The organism is Pediococcus ethanolidurans, from assembly GCF_964062635.1.
Taxonomy (GTDB): Bacteria; Bacillota; Bacilli; order Lactobacillales; family Lactobacillaceae; genus Pediococcus; species Pediococcus ethanolidurans.
The window spans coordinates 850,225-870,016 of record NZ_OZ061250.1 but is presented as its reverse complement, the minus strand read 5'-3'; the positions used below and the strand labels follow the sequence as shown (position 1 = coordinate 870,016).

17 protein-coding genes are annotated in these 19,792 nt (G+C 36.5%); 4 read left to right on the top strand and 13 right to left on the bottom strand.

All coding sequences use genetic code 11. The annotated features are described in order from the left end of the window. Positions 1-5: 5 nt before the first annotated feature. Positions 6-989 carry a LacI family DNA-binding transcriptional regulator gene (locus AB3219_RS04330; RefSeq protein ID WP_216762983.1) on the top strand — a complete coding sequence of 328 codons (984 nt, stop codon included), beginning with the start codon at positions 6-8 and terminating at the stop codon, positions 987-989. A 130-nt stretch (positions 990-1,119) separates the two neighbouring features. Here the strand turns inward: AB3219_RS04330 and AB3219_RS04325 are convergent, their stop codons facing one another. From AB3219_RS04325 to AB3219_RS04280, 10 genes are all read right to left on the bottom strand, one after another. Then, positions 1,120-1,986: a GRP family sugar transporter gene (locus AB3219_RS04325; RefSeq protein ID WP_216762982.1), complete on the bottom strand. Its 867-nt coding sequence runs from the start codon at positions 1,984-1,986 to the stop codon at positions 1,120-1,122. Between the two features lie 72 nt (positions 1,987-2,058). Further along, the gene (locus AB3219_RS04320) at positions 2,059-4,674 is read right to left on the bottom strand and encodes a glycoside hydrolase family 38 C-terminal domain-containing protein (RefSeq protein ID WP_216762981.1); all 2,616 of its coding nucleotides are present in this window, start codon (positions 4,672-4,674) and stop codon (positions 2,059-2,061) included. 5 nt (positions 4,675-4,679) lie between these two features. Further along, complete coding sequence (locus AB3219_RS04315; protein WP_216762980.1) at positions 4,680-5,807, bottom strand: PTS fructose transporter subunit IIC; 1,128 nt, start codon at positions 5,805-5,807, stop codon at positions 4,680-4,682. Between the two features lie 13 nt (positions 5,808-5,820). Beyond that, the gene (locus tag AB3219_RS04310) at positions 5,821-6,141 is read right to left on the bottom strand and encodes a PTS fructose transporter subunit IIB (RefSeq protein ID WP_367369332.1); all 321 of its coding nucleotides are present in this window, start codon (positions 6,139-6,141) and stop codon (positions 5,821-5,823) included. A 10-nt stretch (positions 6,142-6,151) separates the two neighbouring features. Further along, positions 6,152-6,598, bottom strand: a complete 447-nt coding sequence (locus tag AB3219_RS04305) for a PTS sugar transporter subunit IIA (RefSeq protein ID WP_057804934.1) — start codon at positions 6,596-6,598, stop codon at positions 6,152-6,154. A gap of 4 nt (positions 6,599-6,602) precedes the next feature. Beyond that, positions 6,603-8,537, bottom strand: coding sequence for a transcription antiterminator (locus tag AB3219_RS04300; RefSeq protein WP_367369331.1), 1,935 nt, complete (start codon positions 8,535-8,537; stop codon positions 6,603-6,605). A 161-nt stretch (positions 8,538-8,698) separates the two neighbouring features. Then, positions 8,699-10,597 (bottom strand): transcription antiterminator, encoded by a 1,899-nt coding sequence (locus AB3219_RS04295; protein WP_216762978.1) that lies wholly within the window; start codon positions 10,595-10,597, stop codon positions 8,699-8,701. Positions 10,598-10,650: 53 nt separating this feature from the next. After that, complete coding sequence (locus AB3219_RS04290; protein WP_216762977.1) at positions 10,651-12,105, bottom strand: glycoside hydrolase family 1 protein; 1,455 nt, start codon at positions 12,103-12,105, stop codon at positions 10,651-10,653. Next, positions 12,105-12,449, bottom strand: a complete 345-nt coding sequence (locus AB3219_RS04285; RefSeq protein WP_216762976.1) for a PTS lactose/cellobiose transporter subunit IIA — start codon at positions 12,447-12,449, stop codon at positions 12,105-12,107. The genes AB3219_RS04290 and AB3219_RS04285 overlap by 1 nt, the downstream gene beginning before the upstream one ends. 36 nt (positions 12,450-12,485) lie before the next feature. Then, positions 12,486-13,616 carry a PTS sugar transporter subunit IIC gene (locus tag AB3219_RS04280; RefSeq protein WP_367369457.1) on the bottom strand — a complete coding sequence of 377 codons (1,131 nt, stop codon included), beginning with the start codon at positions 13,614-13,616 and terminating at the stop codon, positions 12,486-12,488. Positions 13,617-13,680: 64 nt separating this feature from the next. Between AB3219_RS04280 and AB3219_RS04275 the strand changes: the two genes are divergently transcribed. Together AB3219_RS04275 and AB3219_RS04270 are read left to right on the top strand one after the other, a co-directional pair. After that, complete coding sequence (locus AB3219_RS04275) at positions 13,681-14,406, top strand: transposase (protein WP_367369330.1); 726 nt, start codon at positions 13,681-13,683, stop codon at positions 14,404-14,406. After that, a complete protein-coding gene (locus AB3219_RS04270) occupies positions 14,403-15,281 on the top strand; it encodes an IS3 family transposase (protein ID WP_367369456.1) in 879 nt (292 codons plus the stop codon). Before AB3219_RS04275 ends, AB3219_RS04270 begins: the two co-directional genes overlap by 4 nt. 50 nt (positions 15,282-15,331) lie before the next feature. Here the strand turns inward: AB3219_RS04270 and AB3219_RS04265 are convergent, their stop codons facing one another. Next, positions 15,332-18,592: an SNF2-related protein gene (locus AB3219_RS04265; protein WP_216763173.1), complete on the bottom strand. Its 3,261-nt coding sequence runs from the start codon at positions 18,590-18,592 to the stop codon at positions 15,332-15,334. 197 nt (positions 18,593-18,789) lie between these two features. Between AB3219_RS04265 and AB3219_RS04260 the strand changes: the two genes are divergently transcribed. Next, positions 18,790-18,963: an AbrB/MazE/SpoVT family DNA-binding domain-containing protein gene (locus AB3219_RS04260; RefSeq protein WP_216754616.1), complete on the top strand. Its 174-nt coding sequence runs from the start codon at positions 18,790-18,792 to the stop codon at positions 18,961-18,963. Between the two features lie 110 nt (positions 18,964-19,073). Here AB3219_RS04260 and AB3219_RS04255 read toward each other — a convergent pair whose 3' ends face one another. Next, positions 19,074-19,418, bottom strand: a complete 345-nt coding sequence (locus AB3219_RS04255) for a type II toxin-antitoxin system PemK/MazF family toxin (RefSeq protein WP_216763172.1) — start codon at positions 19,416-19,418, stop codon at positions 19,074-19,076. Then, the gene (locus tag AB3219_RS04250) at positions 19,408-19,650 is read right to left on the bottom strand and encodes a type II toxin-antitoxin system PemI/MazE family antitoxin (protein ID WP_216763171.1); all 243 of its coding nucleotides are present in this window, start codon (positions 19,648-19,650) and stop codon (positions 19,408-19,410) included. The genes AB3219_RS04255 and AB3219_RS04250 overlap by 11 nt, the downstream gene beginning before the upstream one ends. Positions 19,651-19,792 lie beyond the last annotated feature (142 nt).

Genomic DNA, 19,792 nt, shown 5'->3' with positions numbered 1-19,792 from the left:
AAAGCATGGTTAAATTATCTGATGTTGCAGATCTTGCAAAAGTCTCTGTTACAACGGTGTCACGTGTCATTAACAACTATGGATCATTATCTCAAAAAACAAAGGATAAAGTTTGGTCTGCAATCAACGAGTTAAATTATCAGCCTAATAACTTAGCACGGTCACTACAAGGAAAAAAAACTCAATTAATTGGTTTAATTTTTCCTGGCGTCAGTAACCCCTTCTTTGGTGAACTGGTTCAAACACTAGAGAACCAACTTTTTGACAAGGGCTATCGAGTCATTTTATGTAATTCGGCAAATAATGCTGAAAAGGAACGTGCTTATTTACGTATGCTGTCAGCTAATCAGGTTGATGGAATTATTACGGGAACTCATAACCTCGGCATAGAAGAATACGAAAAAGTTTCCGTACCTATTGTTTCTTCTGATCGACATTTAGGTGATCATATTCCAATTGTAACTTCAAATAATTATCAAGGTGGACGATTAGCAACAACCAGTCTCGTTAATACTGGCAGTAAAAAAATCACTATCATAACTGGTGCTAATTCGCCCGAGAATCCAACTAATGAACGATTACAGGGATATCTTGATATTCTTAAAAAAAATAAATTATCAACAAATGAATTAGAGTTGCCTTTTAGTATGACCCCTCAGTTAAAACGTGTAGCTATTAAGGATCTTTTAATGAATGAACATCCTGATGCTATTTTTTGTACTGATGATTTAAATGCTATTTTGGTTTCCGATATTGCAACAGAGGAGCACATTAAAATTCCTCAACAATTAAAATTGATTGGTTATGATGGTACGCAATTTATTCAGCAATATTATCCAAAACTGGCTACCGTGATCCAACCAATTGCTGAAATCTCGGCTTTATTAATTGACCTTCTATTAAAACAAATTGATGATCCTGCCATAACTTTAGACAAGCTTTACAGTTTACCGGTTAAACTTCAGATTTCAGAATCATTGTTAGCATAATTTAAAAAGCTCATAATCATATTTTGCTTTCCATTAATTGATATGGATCAACAATATATATTAAGAGCTTTTTTATTTCTAAATTAAGTGTCCTGAACACCATAGTAAATAAGTTTAATCAAATTACCATCTAACCCGTCATAACAATCACCACAACACTCCCAACAAAAATAAATGCCAACCCCAGAAGAACACGCAGCATGCCAACTACCAGCTTTTCTTTAAGCCAACCAATTCCCAGTAAAGTCGCAATGACCATATTCATTTGGGACAGTAAAAAAGCATTAACCAACCCATTCAACGACATTGACAAAAGATAAGTCCCTGCAGCAACACCAAACAATGTTCCCACTAGTGTATTTAATCGAATTTTATTGAAATGTAAGCCAGTATTTCGATTAAACATTACCGCAAGGATACTTGCCATTAATGTCATCCCAACTGCTTGAGGTAACAGCTCTGCAACTGCATTGCCATTTTGAATTAATTTGGGGAAAGCTGAATAACTCCAATAACCGACGGTTGTGAGAATTAAAATTAAATAGTCGATTTTATGGGAATTGCCGTCCGTTTCCAATTTATTAGATCGCGTCATATTACCAATAATCAATCCTACAACAGTAGTAGTTATACCGATAACGCCGAATACAAATTGCTCACTACCTTGCCATTCGCCAAACACCAACCCACCGATTAAAGTATTTCCAATAATCTGTAATCCTGCCGAAATAGGAAAGGTTCTGCTCACCCCAATACGTTGATAAGCCCAATACTGACCATACTGACCAATGCTCCATCCTATTCCAGAAACTAAGCTGAACATCCCTGTCGTCAAATTTATTTGCGGTTTAAAGTAAACAAACACTATAATCGACACGATCAACGTTCCAAATGTAGTTCCAAGTAACTGTTCGATTGCACTACCTTTGACATAATATAAAATTGTTGGCATTATTCCCCAAATAATAGCTGGAATTAATCCAATAAGTATTGTCATCATAAAAACCTCACAAAAAAAGATATCGTTGCGTCAAAATAACTCAACGATATCTTGATAAAATTTATGCTTCTATTCCATATTCATCAACTTATCTGTAGTAACATATTTCAAAGTTAAAATATCATATGGGTCTACTTTTCCTTCAAATTCTTTTGGTTCATCAACCGCATCAACGACTTTTACTCCTCTAGGTAAATTAAAAGATACCGTATCTTTAGTTGGATTGGTTACTCGCACAATTACTGCATCCTCATCGAAATAATCAGGATAACAAGCACTTATCACTAAGTCATTTGGAATTTTTAACAAGCTAAGTTTTACAGGTAATTTTTTATCTGGAACTAAACTGTCTTGTAATTTATTATCTAATCGATTTTCAAAAAGGTTTAATTCTTGAACCTGATAACTCAACACGCTACTTAAAAATTGAACTGATTTTTTAGCGGTTGCTAGTTCATCAAAATGATCGGTCAAACAAATATGAAAATTAAATTGAAATTCTTGGAACAGTTCCGCTTTTGGCGCTGCAATTAATGGATGTCCCAATTTAGTTGTATCCCCCGATGCACGACCAGGTCGATTAACTAAATTGGGTTTCCCTAGTTGATCAGTTGTGGCTAACATTGTAAACAATAATTGTCCATTATGTTGACGATATTCTTTCACATCATCTGTAAAAACCGATATGTTCTGATTTGGTTCATCAGTTACCGAAACATTATTATCTAGTGGCCAATAATTTATAGGACGTTCTGCATATTTCTTTTGCCAACTTACATTTTTCTCAGAATTACGCGTCAAATATCCAAATGGTACAGAGGCTCTTGCATTTTCCTTCGCACCTGTGTTAATTCCTAACGTAAGTTGATGATCTTCGATTGTATTATCAAAATTAATTTGAACATCAATTTGCCCTAGTTCTAGCAATGTTAACTTAACCGTGTACCTAAATTGTTTATTGTATTTGTGTAAACGACGGTCTTCTAACGAGAAAGGTAATAATGTACTTCCCTTTAGAATCAACTGTTGAAAATGGTTATTTTTAACCACTTTTCCTGATTCAAAATGTAAAGTAATTTTTTCATCTTTAGGTAAAGGCGAAAAATCATAGGTATCACCCGCATTACCTCGATCTTCTAAGAACAGGAAGTTTTCAATTTTTTCTCCGTGCGATCGACTCAAAATTAGATTTTGATTTCTAAATGAAATTTCAACTTTCGAATCACTAATCTTTAATTCATCCTGAATTTCGGGTTTTAATTCATTTTCTACACTATGAAAACTAATAATCTTATATCCCATTGATGGCAGTTCCGTTTTAATTAAATAATCCGTCACGTAATAGCCAGCTTCTGTAACTTCTTCTGTACCTCCTGGAACTTCTTTTAGTACATTCTTACGCTCTTTTACATAGCTTTGTTTCAATTGATAACACTCTTGAACGTCATCAAACTCTATATATTTTTGAGAAGTAATTACGTGTACTTTTTGGAAGTCCACTCTTTTTTCGGGCAAAGGATTTAGTAATAGAACTTGGTTAGTGGTTAATTTTAATTGACGACTAATCATTCGCTGCACTGTATTGATAATACTGTCAGCAAGCTCCTCGCCTTCTTTTAAACGGTGCATAATGTCATCAGCAACCGAATCAACCACACTACCTGCTAAGCTATCATGTGCTTGACTTTTTAATAGTTTTTCCCAAGCTGCTACTAAAACACCAGTACTCAAATCAATACCGCAAGCTTTGCCAATCACCATAACTGGTTCCACTTCATGAATGAGTTTAGTTTCTAAATGACTTACGGCTAATTTAATATTCATGCGACTTGATCCACAACTACGGTGAATGCGTGCAAAAATTGGATCTAGAAATTCACCAACATAGTTTGAAAGATCTTTACGCTGAATTTTTTTGACAAATCCGGCATAGTCATCAATTTTATATTTATACTTACCGATTTTATTGATTTGGGCTACTTTAGACTCAAAATCATGAATAATATCCATTTGATCGTTGCCAGTTGGAATTAAGACATCTTTTTCAAAATTAGCTGAATGTTTTTCAATAAAATTGACTGCCGGGTCTAATCGATAATCCACATAATGATGACTAGGTTCTAACAACATCCCCGTTCCGTATCCCTGTGGCATATTAATTGCGGTCACATTTTTCGAGCCACTCAGACTTTGCCAGTTAAAATAGAAGCCATCAGTTTTATTTGGATCGATTCCTCGCCAAAAAACGAAATTATCAAGCCCCAATTCATTCAAAATCACTGGTAACTGACTATTAAATCCAAATGTATCAGGTAAGTAGCCTACTTTCATTCGCGAACCATATTTTTGAGTTTTCAATTGACCAATAATACCGTTTCGAAGTAAAGATTCTCCTTTTACATGCAGTGCATCGGATTGCGTATACCAAGGCCCAATTTGTAACTGATCATCCGCAACTAATTGTTTGATTTTGGACAGCAGCTCTGGTCGTACATTCAGATAATCATCAAGAATAGAAATTTGACCATCGAGTACAAACTTCATCTTGGGATGTGCCTCTAATTCTTTAATCGCACTGGTAAAAAGTAGATCACTTAAAATTATCGAATCTTGACCAGAAAAATACCATTCGCGATCCCAATGAGTATGATTAACAAGGTAAACTGTTGGTATATTCTTAGACATTTTAACTAATTCTCCCACTGATCTTCAGAAAAGTACTCACTATCGTTATCATCACTTGTTTCTTCAGTTTCTTCTGGTTGTTCTTCCTTAATATCCTTACGGAATAGGAGTGTTAACCCTGTAACAATTAAGGTTCCAACTAAAATTGCAAAGATATAAACCCACCATTTTTCAACAGCAAACCAGCCATAAAATCCTGAAATTGGTGCTCGGTTAACAGCTCCAAGTCCAACCGCAATTGCACTACCTACTGCTGAGCCAATCACATTTGCTGGAATAACCTTCAATGGTGACTCAACGGCAAAAGGAATTGCACCTTCACTAACACCAATCAGTCCCATAACTAGTGAAGCATTTCCAGCTTCTTTTAATTCGTTATTAAATTTACGTTTGCCTAAAACTGTTGCCAGTCCTAAACCTAGTGGCGGAATAATAATAGCAACTTGAGCAGCTGTATTAGGATCATAAACACCACTTGTTAAAAGTGCCATTGCAGTTGTAACAGCGGCTTTATTAACAGGTCCACCTAAATCAAATCCAACCATGCCACCAACGATCGCGGCTAATAAAATTCTATTTGTACCTGTCATGCCTTTCAACCAAGCAGCTAATCCTGTATTCAAGCTGGCAAATGGAATACCAATTACATACTGAATTAGAAATAACGTCACAAACGCCCCGACCACTGGAACAATAAATACGGGTAGCACCGATTTTGCAGCTTCTGGAAGATGAATATGATCAATTAAGAACTTAACTGTATATCCAGCAATAAGACCAGAAGCTAATGCACCTAAGAATCCGGCATTCATATTGGCTACCAAGAGACCTCCAATAATACCTGGTGCAATACCACCTTTATCTGCGATTGAATAGGCAATATACGCCGAAATGATTGGAAACATCAATCCTAAGGCAATACCACCCCAACCATCATCTACATTTAAAAATCTAATGATCATGTTGGCACTTTTTGCCCACTTCGGATCCCAAATGTCTGAAATACCAAAGAAGGATGCCCCAACACGACTAATTGCCATTAATACCGCACCAGAGATTACAACCGGAATCATATAAGAAATACCAGTCATAATATGTGTTTCTAACTGCTTACCAAATTTCTTCCACGTCATTTTACTCAGCTCCTCACTTTTTATCTGCCAACGCTAAAGCATCATTAATTACCTTTTCTGCGTCTTTTATGGGATCGCTTACATTGATTTGCATAACTTTTTTATTTTCAAATCGTTCTGCATCTCTAACTTTGGTGTCTGTTGCAAAAATAACAGCTTCTCCAATTTGAACATCTTTAGCTGTTAATTTATGTCCAATTTCGGTTGCTCCCTGTGTTTCTACTTTGATTAAAACACCCATTTTTTTAGCTGCTTTGATCAAAGCTTTTTCTGCCATATACGTATGAGCAACACCTGTTGCACAAGCCGTAACTGCTAATAATTTTCTTGCCATAATAATTCCCTCATTTCATAAATATTTTTTCTAAATCTTCTTTTGAATCCGCTAACTCTAATTTTTCACGTACATCATCATCCATTAAAGTTCCAGCTAATTCCGATAAAAGTTGCAAGTGTTCATTATCACCATCATCCGGAATGGCCAATAGAAAAACATATTCTACCGGTTTATCGTCTAAGGCCTGCCATTCAACTGGCTTAGCTAGTTTCGCGATGGCAACTGCAGAGGATTTAACCACTTCAGATTTTCCATGTGGAATGGCAATTCCTCCACCAATACCAGTAGTTCCTTCTGTTTCACGTTCGTTAACAGCTTCAATGTACCGTTCTTTATCTGTAATCACTCCGTTTTTTAAATATAAATCAGCCAACTGATCTATAACTGCATCTCGATCACTGGCAATCAAATTAAATTTTACCAATTTCGGTTGAATAATCTTTGTAAGTGCCATTGCCTCAATTCTCCTTCTCAATTAATTTATTAAATAGTTCTGTATTTGTTGAACTATCAACTAACTTTTCTAGTGATCGACTATTACTAACCAGATCATAAAAATCATCAAATACACTATCAATTTGTGGTTGCGTTAACTTTTTAGTCATCGCAATGAAAAAAACTATTGAAGTATTCTGGTCACCCCATTTTATTGGATGCGTCAATGAACAAATCGCAATGACTGGTTTCTGAACAAAACTTGGATTAGCATGTGGTACTGCATAACTACCAAAGCTAGTGAAGGATAGTTGCTCTCGTTGAATCGCACTTTCTGTGACGCCTTTTAGAGCAAAACCATGTTTTACCAATTCTTCACCAATAAATTGAATAACTTCTTGCCAACTGTTTAACTGTCTATCAGCAAAAGTCAATTCTGGATAAATTAATTTCTTAAATTCTGAGTTTTTAGTTCTTTGTGCATGTTTGGATTGCTGAATCACATTTTTAATTGATTGAAGTTCTCCGCTTTCTAATAGTGGTGAAACCACAACCGTTGGAATCCCACTTAACTGAATTTGAATTGTACTAATAACTAGATCAACATCATGTAACGATTTTGTTTGTAGTTCTTGAATTGATAACACACCAACAATCTGCAACTCAGGAAATTCCTTTCTAACCTTTGCTGCCAATAACTGTGCGGACCCTAGACCAGTGCTGCAAACAATAATCACTCGTAACCGGTTATGATTTGTTCGTTGCCTTTCCAAAAATGCCTCTAAGTAAAGTGCCAGATAGGCAACTTCATCATCATTCATCTGGACCTGTTCATTTTTCTCGTAGTCTTTGGCAATTTTTAACGCTTCATCAAATGCCTGTGTATAATTGCGTTTAATAATACTTGTGTAAGGATTACTTATACTAGCACCCACTTGTAATCGATTTAATGCTGATTCCAAGTGTAACGTTAGCCCTGTCAACAATTCCTCATCCATTCCAAATTCTTTAAGTAAAAGTCTTAGTCTATCCTTAACTGGCGATTGAGAACTTTTGAGTGTCAGATTAATAACACCCGTAGTTGCCGAAATCAAATGTAATTGAATATAACCAAGTTCTTCTTTAGGTAACGTAATATTTAACTGTTTCTGAATCATATTTGCTAAAATTATGGCTTTATCTCGTTTCTGGTTACCTAATTTTTTAAAGAACTGAAAACTTTTAGGAATTGCATTTCCATCCGTAACACGCTGAACTGCAATAGCTAAATGAATTACTAATGACTGAAAGGCATAATCTGACATTTTGACATTTTGTTGTTCAACAAATTGTGTGACAATTTTGACCAACTTACCGGTCATTTCACTGGATATCAATGAGTCTTTTGTAATTTGTTGATAGCTCATAAAGTTCTCTGAGGCATTGTGATTTGCTACCCAATGATTATCCCAGAATGAATTTAAAGTTTTAAAAAGTATCTTACGTTTCTGTGGCTCGCTGCCAACTAAACGCACACCTTTTTTGGGATGTCTTTCAATTTGAACACCTTGTGACCTGATTTGAGATTCTAATTGTTTTAAATTCCGTTCGATAGTTTTAGGACTTATAAACAATTCATCGGATAATTGTTCAACAGTAAGAAAACTATTTGCTTTTAGTAGTTGAGTCAAAATATACGTGACCCGTTCCTTATCGTTGTCCGGTACCGAACGTTTTCTGGAAATCTTGTTTATCAACTCTTGGGGATTCGTTACATCTCCCTGCACTGTGATACCAATACGGGGCTGTCGTTCAATCAAGACATCGTATTCTTGTAAAGCTGGTTCAATAACTTCTAGATCGTTGTACACAGTTTTTTCCGAAACACCTACCTTTTTGGCCAACTCACCTGCCGTAGTTCGACGAACATTCAATAAAATTTTAACGAGTGTTAATTGACGAGCATTCAAGTTACCCATTACATCACCTCCATTTCATCCCTACAATTTTAGTATATAGAATTATTAAGCGCTTACAATGAACTGTATTACCAGATTAATGTGGAAGTCCTTTCTAGTAAACAAAAAAACAGATAGAATCTTAAATAATTCTACCTGCCATCTCAAATATTTACTGTCTATCAAAGTAATTCTGCTAACTCCTCAACAAATTCATCATAATTCTTAGAACTAATTAATTTAGAAATATTCTTAGGATCAATCGCAATTTGAGACAAATCATCAAATATATTTCGATATGAATTTTTGTTATCTTTATTAACAGCCAAAACAAAAACTAAATTTACTTCATTACCTGTTTCATCCCATCTAATTCCTTTGGGTGCAATAACAATGTAAACTTGTGTCTTTAAAGCACTCATTTGTAAAGAATGCGGAATCGCAACTTTTCCAAACGCCGTACTCGACATTTCTTCGCGTTTTTTCAGCTGATTTACGAAATCCTTATCAACCACATTTTTCTCTTCTAGTTTATTGCATATCGTTTTAAATAGCTTGTCTCTGCTCATCTTATTAGAAACAATTTCAAAATTAGTAGTTGGAAAAAATTGTCTTAAATTATTTGTAAAGTTGTCTCTTTCTTGTTTATGTCTTACCGTTTCAATAATTGTATTCACTTGACGATAATCATATTGTGTTAAGAACTGTGAGATATTTGCGTATACGACATTAGAAAGCACATAGTTTGAATTAACCTGCACGACAAAATCGATTTTTCTTGGATAATGATTTTCCTGCAATTGTTCTGGTGTATTTACAACCCCACCCCCAACGATATCTTGACTAAATAGTCTTTCTAATCTACTTACAAAACTATTATTATCAATTTGATAATCAGGAAGTAAAACAATCACATAAAGTTTGTGCAGTTCGTTAATATATTCAGAAACAGCATTACCAATATGCATTGCGATATATGCAATTTCATCATCATCAATAGAAACATTTTTAAGTTCCTCAAGACGATTTGAAATTAAAACTGCACATTCATAAATAATCGGAGACGACTTCCGAATCCTAGAAGTCATTGGATTACGTTCTACATAGCCATGTGAAGAACGTTCTAACAAGCGTTGAATATGAATCGCAAATTGATCCCGAAAATTCAAACTTTTAAGATCAATATTTAGCATTGAACTCACATATTTAATTAATTTATCAACTAGAATAGCCGTTTCATGATTAATTGTATCTTCTAAATTTCGATGCTTTCGAGTAATAGAAAACTGAATGACCAACATTAAGCTGCGTCGTTCTTCATCAGAAAATTTCAGTTTTTCATTTTTCTCTATTTGATCAATCAATTGTTTACTGAATATCAATCCTTGATTTTTATCAGAATTTTTTTGAAATGCACTTGTTTTTTTAGATAAATCGCTCTGAGGTTGATATCCATTTTTAGCTCTGTGTGTAGCAATTGCAACATGTAACAAAACGTTATTAAAATCAAATACATTTAGATAAATGTTTTGTGAATTAGCGATTTCTCTGATATTATTCGCTAGATTTTTTACTTTAATATCTGGAAAACTCTCTTGAATTGTTTTCGTACCTATAAACGTTTGACCAGACTCTCTGTACAAAACATCACTAATCACTTTACGCTTGTTCAGCTCGTCTCCATCCAGAAACCAGTTATCTCCCGAACGTCTTAATTCTAAATCAAAGCTCTTAAAATAATGTGTGATTTCTCCCAAGAGTTTTATTAATGTGGACTCGCTTAAATAAAAGCGCTCAGATAAATCATATACATTTAAAGATTGTTTACGTGTAAACTCATTAGTTAAAACCCGTTTCACACTATCATAACTCATATTTGACGGTTTTTTGTTCGTTATTTTCTGATTAATTTTATACCCTTTTTCACTAACAAAAATAGCCGAAGTATCAACTAGATCTTTTACGTAACGTTTGATGCTACGTGTGGATACGCCAATTGCTACGGCTAGTTCGCTAGAGGTATGCCAACCAGGATTTGCCTGTAGATATTCCCACAAAACTTTTTTGTGATCTTTTTGCAAATCTATCACCTCTCTTTAACACAGCAGTCTTAATTCATTCTTAGTTAGTTTTATTAAAGCTGTTTGCCATTTGAAGCAATAACTTGTTTATACCAATAGTAACTATCCTTCAACAAACGTTTGCCGCTACCATTTCCTTCGTCGTCCTTATCAACGTAGATAAAGCCATAGCGTTTAGACATTTGTTGTGATGAGCAACTCACAATATCAATTGGTCCCCATGCACAATAAGCAATTACTTGTGCCCCATCATGAATTGCTCGTCCTACCTGCTCAATATGCTGACTCAAATAGTCGGATCGGTAGGTATCATGAATTTTGTTATTTTCAATCTCATCGTACATTCCAATACCATTTTCGGCAATAATAATTGGTTTTTGATAGCGATCCCAATATTGACTCAATGTATTATAAAGGCCTTGTGGATCGACAGCCCATCCCCATGGATTCTCTTTTAAATAAGGATTTTTAGTGGTATCTGCAGGTTGATACTTGTTTTTAGAAGCATCAACCATCTTTGAATAATAATATGAAATTGCAAGGAAGTCCATTGGATTGCTCTTCAGCAACTTTAAGTCGTCATTTTCAATATCTAAATGATCTCCTCTTTTAGCAAAGTAATTTTTGGCATATTCTGGATAATAGCCACGAAATTGAACATCAGTAAAGAAATATTGAAGACGATTTTGACGCATAGCCAAAATAACATCATCAGGCTTACAACTTGCTGGATATACGGTTCCGTCTGCTACCATCGTACCAATATGAAGATCGGAATTATTTAAAGTTGTGGCATACTGTTTAATCCACGCAGCTGCAACCATTTGATTATGCACAGCTTGATACAATGCTTCTTCTTCATTTTTGTATTGATCAGAACAGACTCCTACTGATAAGAAGGGCTCAATTTGAACCATATTAATTTGATTAACCACTATCCAATACTTAACTTTGTTACCAAACCAATCAAGAAGTGTCTTACCGAATTTTTCAAACATCGGAATAACTTTCCGATTTGGCCAGCCGCCATACTTAAGCGTAATATTAATTGGTGTTTCATAATGATTCATTGTAATAATTGGTTCAATACCTAAATCAAGCATACAATCTAGCATCTTGTCATAATGTTTTAAAGCACTTACATTAGGCTCTTCATCATCACCATTAGGAAAAATTCGAGACCAGTCTAAGGAAGTTCGTAAAGTTTTAAACCCCATACCAGCTAATAATTTCAAATCTTCTGGATAAGTATGATAAAAATCAATTCCAAAGCGTTTTGGATAATACCCTTTCTTATCCGCTGCATTTGTCTGTACTTGCTCTAATCTCATACCTTGTGTTTCTAATTTTTGAATTTCATCATTAGATAAACCCTTTAAGTAAGGTTGCACATCCGATGAATTCAACCCTTTATTATCTTCTTGGTAAGCTCCATCAGCTTGACTGGCAGCTTGGGCACCTCCCCATAAAAAGTTCTCTGGGAAAAATGGATATTTACTCTGTTTCATTATTTACCTCCATTGCTCTTATCACGTTTTTCAAAAACAACGATTAAATGTTTTGTTAAATTGTATTCACTCATAATTGTCATTAAAGTATCTTGGGCATGCGTAAACAATACTGAGTATTCAACCTGATCTCCTTCGGCCTCTTCTTGCATTTTCTTTGTTTGTAACCGATGAGCAACTACTAACTTTTCGTTGGCCTTTTCCATATCTTCTTTAGCACTTTTATAATCAAAGTTCGCAACATCATCCAATGCTTTTGAAATAAACACACGCGCATCTCCTGCATTAATAATGATGTCCATCGTATTTTTTACTGATCCATTCTCTTCATTTTCTTGTGTCATAACTCAACATCCTTTCACTTCTTTATCAATTTTCATTCAGGCCACTGGATTAGCTTCCTCATTCACTACTTGTTGGTCATAAACTTTGAAGAATGGGTACCAAATTATCCAAGCTGCTGCGAATACAATAGCTAATAGAATTAGTGCTCCCATTGATGGACTGACCAACCAAGTTGAAATGGGATAAGGAATGTACCACATTTGCATTAGTGCCTTAGGAATAGCAGCCAAACCAACTTTTAATCCAATCCATGTAATAAGTGGTAAAACAATTCCGTTTATCCAAAGGGGAATCATTAGATATGGATTCCAAACGACTGTACCAAATACTACTGGTTCATTAATGTTGAAAAGTGACGGTACAATACAGGCCTTACCCAATGCTTTTAATCTCTGTGATTTTGCCATAAAAAGCATCATTAAAACTAATGGCATTGTGGCGCCTACACCACCAACCCATGCCCAACCACTATAAATAACTTCACTAGTGAAAACATGAGTTGCTGGATGTCCTGCTGCAACTGCAGCCATATTTGCTGCAATACCACCTAGCATTAGGGGTTGTGTCACTGGTGACAAAACCCATCCTGAAATTCCCATTGAGTAAATAAAACAATAAAGAAATAAAATGAAGGTAAATCCATAGATGGTATCGGCACCACTTGCTAAAGGTGCAAACACAGATTGAACAATGTTATATACATTGAAATTCCAAATATCTACCAACAGCCATCCGATTAAAATAATAATGCCGATCGGAAGCATCGAATCAAACCAAGAAGTCACAAAATCCGGAATTACAGTATCTTCGCTGAAAAATGAGAATTTACCAAAGGCCTCCATAATCAAGCTAACGCCAATTGATACAATAATTGCAACAAACATTCCACCAGCACCGAATTCATTAAATTGGAAGGCTACCACTGATCCACCTTTAGTAAATTGTGGATTAGTTAACATCAAGAAAAGTGCTATAGATGTTAGTCCAGCAATAATTCGTTGTTTATTAAGTTTTTTGTATTCCATAAAATTAAAAGGAATTAAGAATGCTACAAAAATTGATAACAAACCAAATGAAAAATTACTAATCGGTGTAAAATCTGGCCACCAGTTCCAAAAGTTACCTGGAATATTTAATAGGCTAATGACAGATCCGACTAAAAGGATATACTCCTACCAAGGTAGACAAGCAAATAATTAAAACTTGTCTGCTGAGGAAGGAGTATTTTTTATGGGTCGAAAGGGTTCAAGATATAGTGTGGAAGAGAAACTCTTCTATATTAATTTAATAAAGGAGGGAATGGCAGCCAGGGCCATTGGAAAGAAGTACGATGTCCACTCCTCGCAAATAGCTCAGTGGGTGGAACGCTATGATGCAGGTGGCGTAGCGGCGTTACAAAGTCGACACCAACAACAAACGTATTCAAAGGGGTTCATGATGGAGGTGATTCAGGCCTATCTAGCGGGTGGAACATCATATCCTCAACTTGCGCGACAATACCATATTCCCAATAGTTCTGTCATCTACCAGTGGGTCAAACGGTATACTAGTGGTAAAGTACTCACAACCACTAGGAGGACTATCCCAATGAAAGATGGCAGAAAGACAGAACAGGTCGAACGTATCGAGATCGCACAATGGATCATTGCCAACGAGATGAACTATGTTGCCGCGACTACTCATTTTAACGTGTCCTATGGCCAAGCGTATGCTTGGGTCAAAAAGTTCAAGCAAGGTGGTCCCGACGCACTCGCAGACCGCCGCGGTAAGGCCAAGGAAGATACTGGTCAGTTGACTGAACTGGAACTAAAAGATTTAGAGATCAAGCGTCTCAAGGCACGGTTAGCCAATATCTCCACAGAGGTCGCTGTGCTAAAAAAACTCCAAGAGTTCGAAACGATGGATGCCCTACAGAAGAAAAGTACCTCACGGTTCAAGCACTTACCAAAAAAATAAACCCAGACACAAATCGAGTGTATGGGGTTAGTTTCATGTGCCAATATGTTGGTGTATCTCGTGCTGCATACTGCAAGTGGACTCACCGCAAGGTTACAGCGCAAGAACTCGAAAATAAAGCAATTTTGGCCTATATCATCGCACGTGAAGAGTCAAAAAATTATATTTATGGTGTTCGTACGATGACTATGTATCTTAATAAGGAAACACCTTATCATATCAGTCAAGGACGTGTGCGGCGCATTATGCGTCGTAACGGTATTCAATCATCGATTCGTGTGGCCAAACGCGATCGTAAAGCAGAAAAGAAGGAGTATATTCTCGCCAATAAATTACTTCATGAAGACGGCAGCCACGATTTCGCTCCTGAGCAACCAAACATGACTTGGGTAACTGATTGTAGCGAGCTAAGATTCGGACCAGGTAAGAAACAACGATTACGTTTGAGCGCTATCAAAGATCTTTATGATCACAGCATTATTGCCTGGTGTGTAGCGAGCACAGAGACAACGCAGTTAGTATCAGAAACGATCACGCAAGCCTTGAAAGCAAACCACGGTGTGAAGCCTCAATTTCTTCATTCCGATCAAGGCTCGGCTTACACTTCTGGTAGTTATAACACCCTGTTATCCGGAGAAGGCATCGTGCACAGCATGTCTCGCCCAGGAACACCAGGTGATAACAGTGCAATGGAGTGTTTTTGGAGCCAGTTGAAAACAGAAGAATTGGCTTTCAAAGCACCTCTTTCAGAAATCGAACTTGTCGGCATCATCAAGACGTACATTGCATGGCATAATACGGAACGACGCCAACTAACACTAAACGGCATGACTCCGGAAGAATACCGGAATCATGCCGTTCAAAAAAATGCATAAGATTTTAATTATTTGACTGTCTACTTGACAAGGAGCCGCGCCGCCTTTGTCTATTTTGCGTCAATTCCCAATATTAAACGAACTTCTTCTTCGGTCAATGAACCTTTGTTTTCAGTACCGCTAAGGACTTGATCGACAAAGTTACGTTTCTTTTCTTGTAATTTATAGATTTGTTCTTCGATTGTTCCTTTGGTAATCAGCCGGAACACATCGACCTGTTTCTTCTGACCGATTCGATGAGCTCGCGCAGTTGCTTGATCTTCAACCGCCGGATTCCACCACAAATCAACCAAGACAACCATATCGGCACCCGTTAAGTTCAATCCTGTACCACCGGCTTTGAGCGAAATTAAAAAGATGTTTTTCTCTCCCGCATTAAACGCGTTAACCATTTCCAAACGTTCTTTAGGTTTCGTGCTACCTTGCAAGACATAATGTGCCAAATGTTGTTTGTTCAACTCGGTTTCTAAAATCGAGAGCATACTGGTAAACTGCGAGAAAATTAATACATGGCGGTTATTCTCTTCGGCTTGTCGCAAAATTTCGGTAAGTTGTTCTAATTTACCAGAATCGCCTTTGTAATCGTCTAAATATAACGCTGGTGTATCACAGATTTGCCGTAATCGCGTTAAACCAGCTAAAATGGCTAACTTGTTTTTCACAAAGTTGGCACCCGTCATCCCCTGAACTTTCACCTGCATTTGTTTGAGTTGCGCCAGATAAACTGTTTTTTGTTTCTTAGTCAATTCATTGTACAAATTAGATTCCACTTTAGCTGGAATATCCTTTAGCACGACTGACTTTTCACGACGGAGAATAAACGGTTTAACGCGCACCGCTACTTCGTCTGCTGTCAATTGTTTGAACGCTTTTTTGCTTGGTAAAAGTCCTGGCATGACAATTTCGAAAATTGCCCACAGTTCTTCCACGCGGTTTTCAATCGGCGTTCCGGACAACGCAAACGTATTTTTGCGTTCTAGTTTGCGAATACTTTGGTTAGTTTTTGTGCTCGAATTTTTCACAAATTGAGCTTCATCTAACACAAGATAGTTAATTTTTCGCGTATTATATTCTGTGACGTCTAAACGGGCACTGTTGTAACTCGTAATCAGCACGTCGGCTTGCCCATTTTCAATCAAATCACGCCGATTGGCTTTATTGCCATCCACAACTTGCGTTTTAATTTCTGGGGCGAATTTACTGAATTCTTCCTGCCAGTTGTAAATCAAAGAAGCTGGAGAAATGATTAAATCAGGCTTATCTTTATCAAGATGGTCCAAAAGAAAGGCAATCATTTGAATCGTCTTTCCCAGCCCCATTTCATCGGCCAAAATGCCGCCAAAGTTGTAACTATCAAGCATTTCTAACCACTTAACTCCGACCTTCTGATACGGTCGCAGCAGTCCATGAATCGGATGCGGGGAATCAATCACAAAGTTTTCCGGATGAGCGAGGTTTTCCGTTAATTGGCTAAACTTCTTATCAAACTTGGCCGTTCCCTGTAAGGCGGCTTGAACTGCGAATGCCTGGGAAGCATGGACCCTAAGCTCACCATTTTTAAATTTACCTTGTTGGCGAATGTTGAGCAGCGCTTTACTAACTTTGCGAAATTCATCATCTATAAGAACTAAAGAACCATCAGGTTGCGTGATGTATTGGCGCTGAAAGTCCAGTTGCTCTAATACATTATCAACATCGTTTTCATCGACGCCTTTAAGCGAAAACTTAACAGATAACAAGCCGTCATCTTCTGAAACAGCTACTTTGGGTGCTAAGTCTTCTGAATCGTGCAGTAAACTTTGTAGATCATCACTTACTGTTACTACCCCGTTTTGCCGCATATTTGGCAGCTCTTGCATGAAGAACCGGTACAAAACATCGGTATCGTCAAAGTCTTTCATCCAAGTGCCATTTTGCGGAATAAACTGTAAATTAAATAAGTAATCTTGCGTCTGATCTTCTTTATCAAGATTACGTAAGCTCTGAGAAACCTGATTAATTTTATTACTGTCAAACAGTTTACCGTTATATTCATAACCAAGTTTCAATTGCAGGGTAGTTTTATCTCGACTCAAATCAAAATGGGGTGTCATTTGGTTGGTAATGAAATCTGGCGGTAAAGTAATCACGCCAATTTTTTTGAAGAACTCAATAAGCTTATTTAATTGGGCTTCTTCTCCCCATGCAAAATGCATTTTGTTTGAATCGTTCGTACCTAAATTGCTATTGGTCATAATGGCATTATAGTGTTCAACAATCGCTTCAATGATCATCATTTGTTGTGATGACGCTTGGTAAAATTGATTTTGGTTGATCAGCAAGGCACTGCTGGGAACAGAAAGTTGAAACCCACCTTGGATGACTAGTTGGTAGCCATCGTCGTCTTGAGTTAGTTCACCTGTAATTAGGCCCTCATCAGGATTGAAAGTTTGAAAACTGATTTCGTCAAATACAAATTGGTTTTCGCCTTGTTGAAAATGAAATAACGGTAGTTTTTGAAGGAGTTCAATGAATGGTGGAACAAGATAAGTTTCAAGCATTAAAAACTTCTTAGGATCCAGCGAACTGTCACCTTCAAACTGCGCACTACCAGTGCTAGCAATAAAATCCAGCAATTCACGATCCGGTTTCGAAAAAACTTTTTTATCAAGTAAAAATTCGGCTTTGCCGGTTGTTTTAAAAACTTCATGGTTCACATAAGCCGTAAAAAACCGATCAATATCATTGACCACATAAAATTTATTGTCAATTTCATTAGCAATTCGGAAACGAAGAAATAAGCGGTGTTCTGCTTGGTAATTCCAACCTTCACTGACGAGACCTGCTACTAAAGTTACCTCAAGGTTTAAATTAACCGGTGATACTTCAGGAAGTGGTTGAAAATATTGCGTTTCCGGTAAATCTAAGTTCTGCAAAAAACGTTCCCCATCTAAATCAGCCTGTGACTTTTTTTGGTAAACCATTTTAATTTCCGGAAAACTGACAACTGGTGTTTTGGGTTTTGTAACCTTTTCTGTGTCTTGAGAGCCATCCTTATTAAAAAGTCCCTCCACTGGTAACCCTTGAGCTTTAAAAAACTCTACGACAGCCGCAATATGTTTACAAAAACCATTATCTGGAAAATAAGGACAACTGCAGTAATCTTTGTCCGGATCTTCTTGATTGACGTGCACTTCATACGCATGGGTTCCATAGACAGTGGCAATAATTTCCTGCTTTTCTTCATCAATATCATCAATTCTGACTTTATTCGCACGATAAAGCTTTTTCCCCCGGTCCCAAATTCGAGACGGCATTATTCTACGACGCATTCTATTACTCCAAATCTTGATCTGATTTTGATACCTACTGGTCATTTTACACTATTACAGCTGACAACAGTGACAACTGCTTACGATTGATTAATTTAAACTGCTTTTTGAACACTATTTTTATATAGTAAATTGATTGACGAACTGACAATTTAATCCCAGGCTGTAATTGAGAAATAACACGAGGAATTGATACGATGAAACAAGAAATGAATCACAAAATAACAGTTAAAGTCACATCAAGGGGTCGCATTACAATTCCAAAAAACATACGAAAAAAATTGAAACTTACAGCCAATTCAAAAATCGATTTTCTTCAAAGAGACCAAACTTCCTATATTCTGCAAACTCAAGATAAGGATGCCTTTTAGAATCAGATTGATCAACACATTGCCAAATATGGTCGTTTTAATGAGCGGGAATTAGATTGGGGACCAGATGTTGGCGCCGAGATAATCAATGATTAGCCCTGTTTACTGGTTTAAGCTTCAATTCCCTGACTTAGAATTTGAGTGTAATTTTGAATAACCAAATTAAAATCAGCTGTTGATAGCATCGCGATTTTTTCCATGTGACATCGATGGTAATCAAAAGAATATATTTGCCACGCATTTACGTAGCCATCGATTTTTGCATTGTGTACCTTAACGGAGCCGAATTTATGTTTTGTATGTGTAATTGGACAAACAACACAAAGCCCTGTTGCATAATTATAAGGCGTCACACTTACCACAACTGCAGGACGGCGTTTATTAATTTCCTTACCAGCCGAAGGATCAAAATCAAGATAAATAATGTCCTGACAATGTGGGTACTTATTCATCATTTTCACGTCCTTCTGGTTTAACATTTTCAAACTCGGATTCTTGTTTTGTAATTTGTTGACGTAATTCCGGCTCTTCAAATGGATTAGCAATCTGTGGCATAAACACAATTGCCCCATCTGCTCCCTTAGTTACAAAATAACGAACATTTTCATCGATCTTAATCGTTGTTGGAACCGTTAAAACAGTTGAATTTCCAACATGTCGTGGTTTGATCGTTTGCTTTGTGTTCATCGTATTACCTCCTCGTAAAATAGGATTCCATAAGTTGTCATCAAAATAATCAATTTTAGTATATCGTATATACGTCGTGTTCACAAACGATTGATTTTTCATAATTGCCATCCTTTCATTTTTTTATATGTAACTAAATACG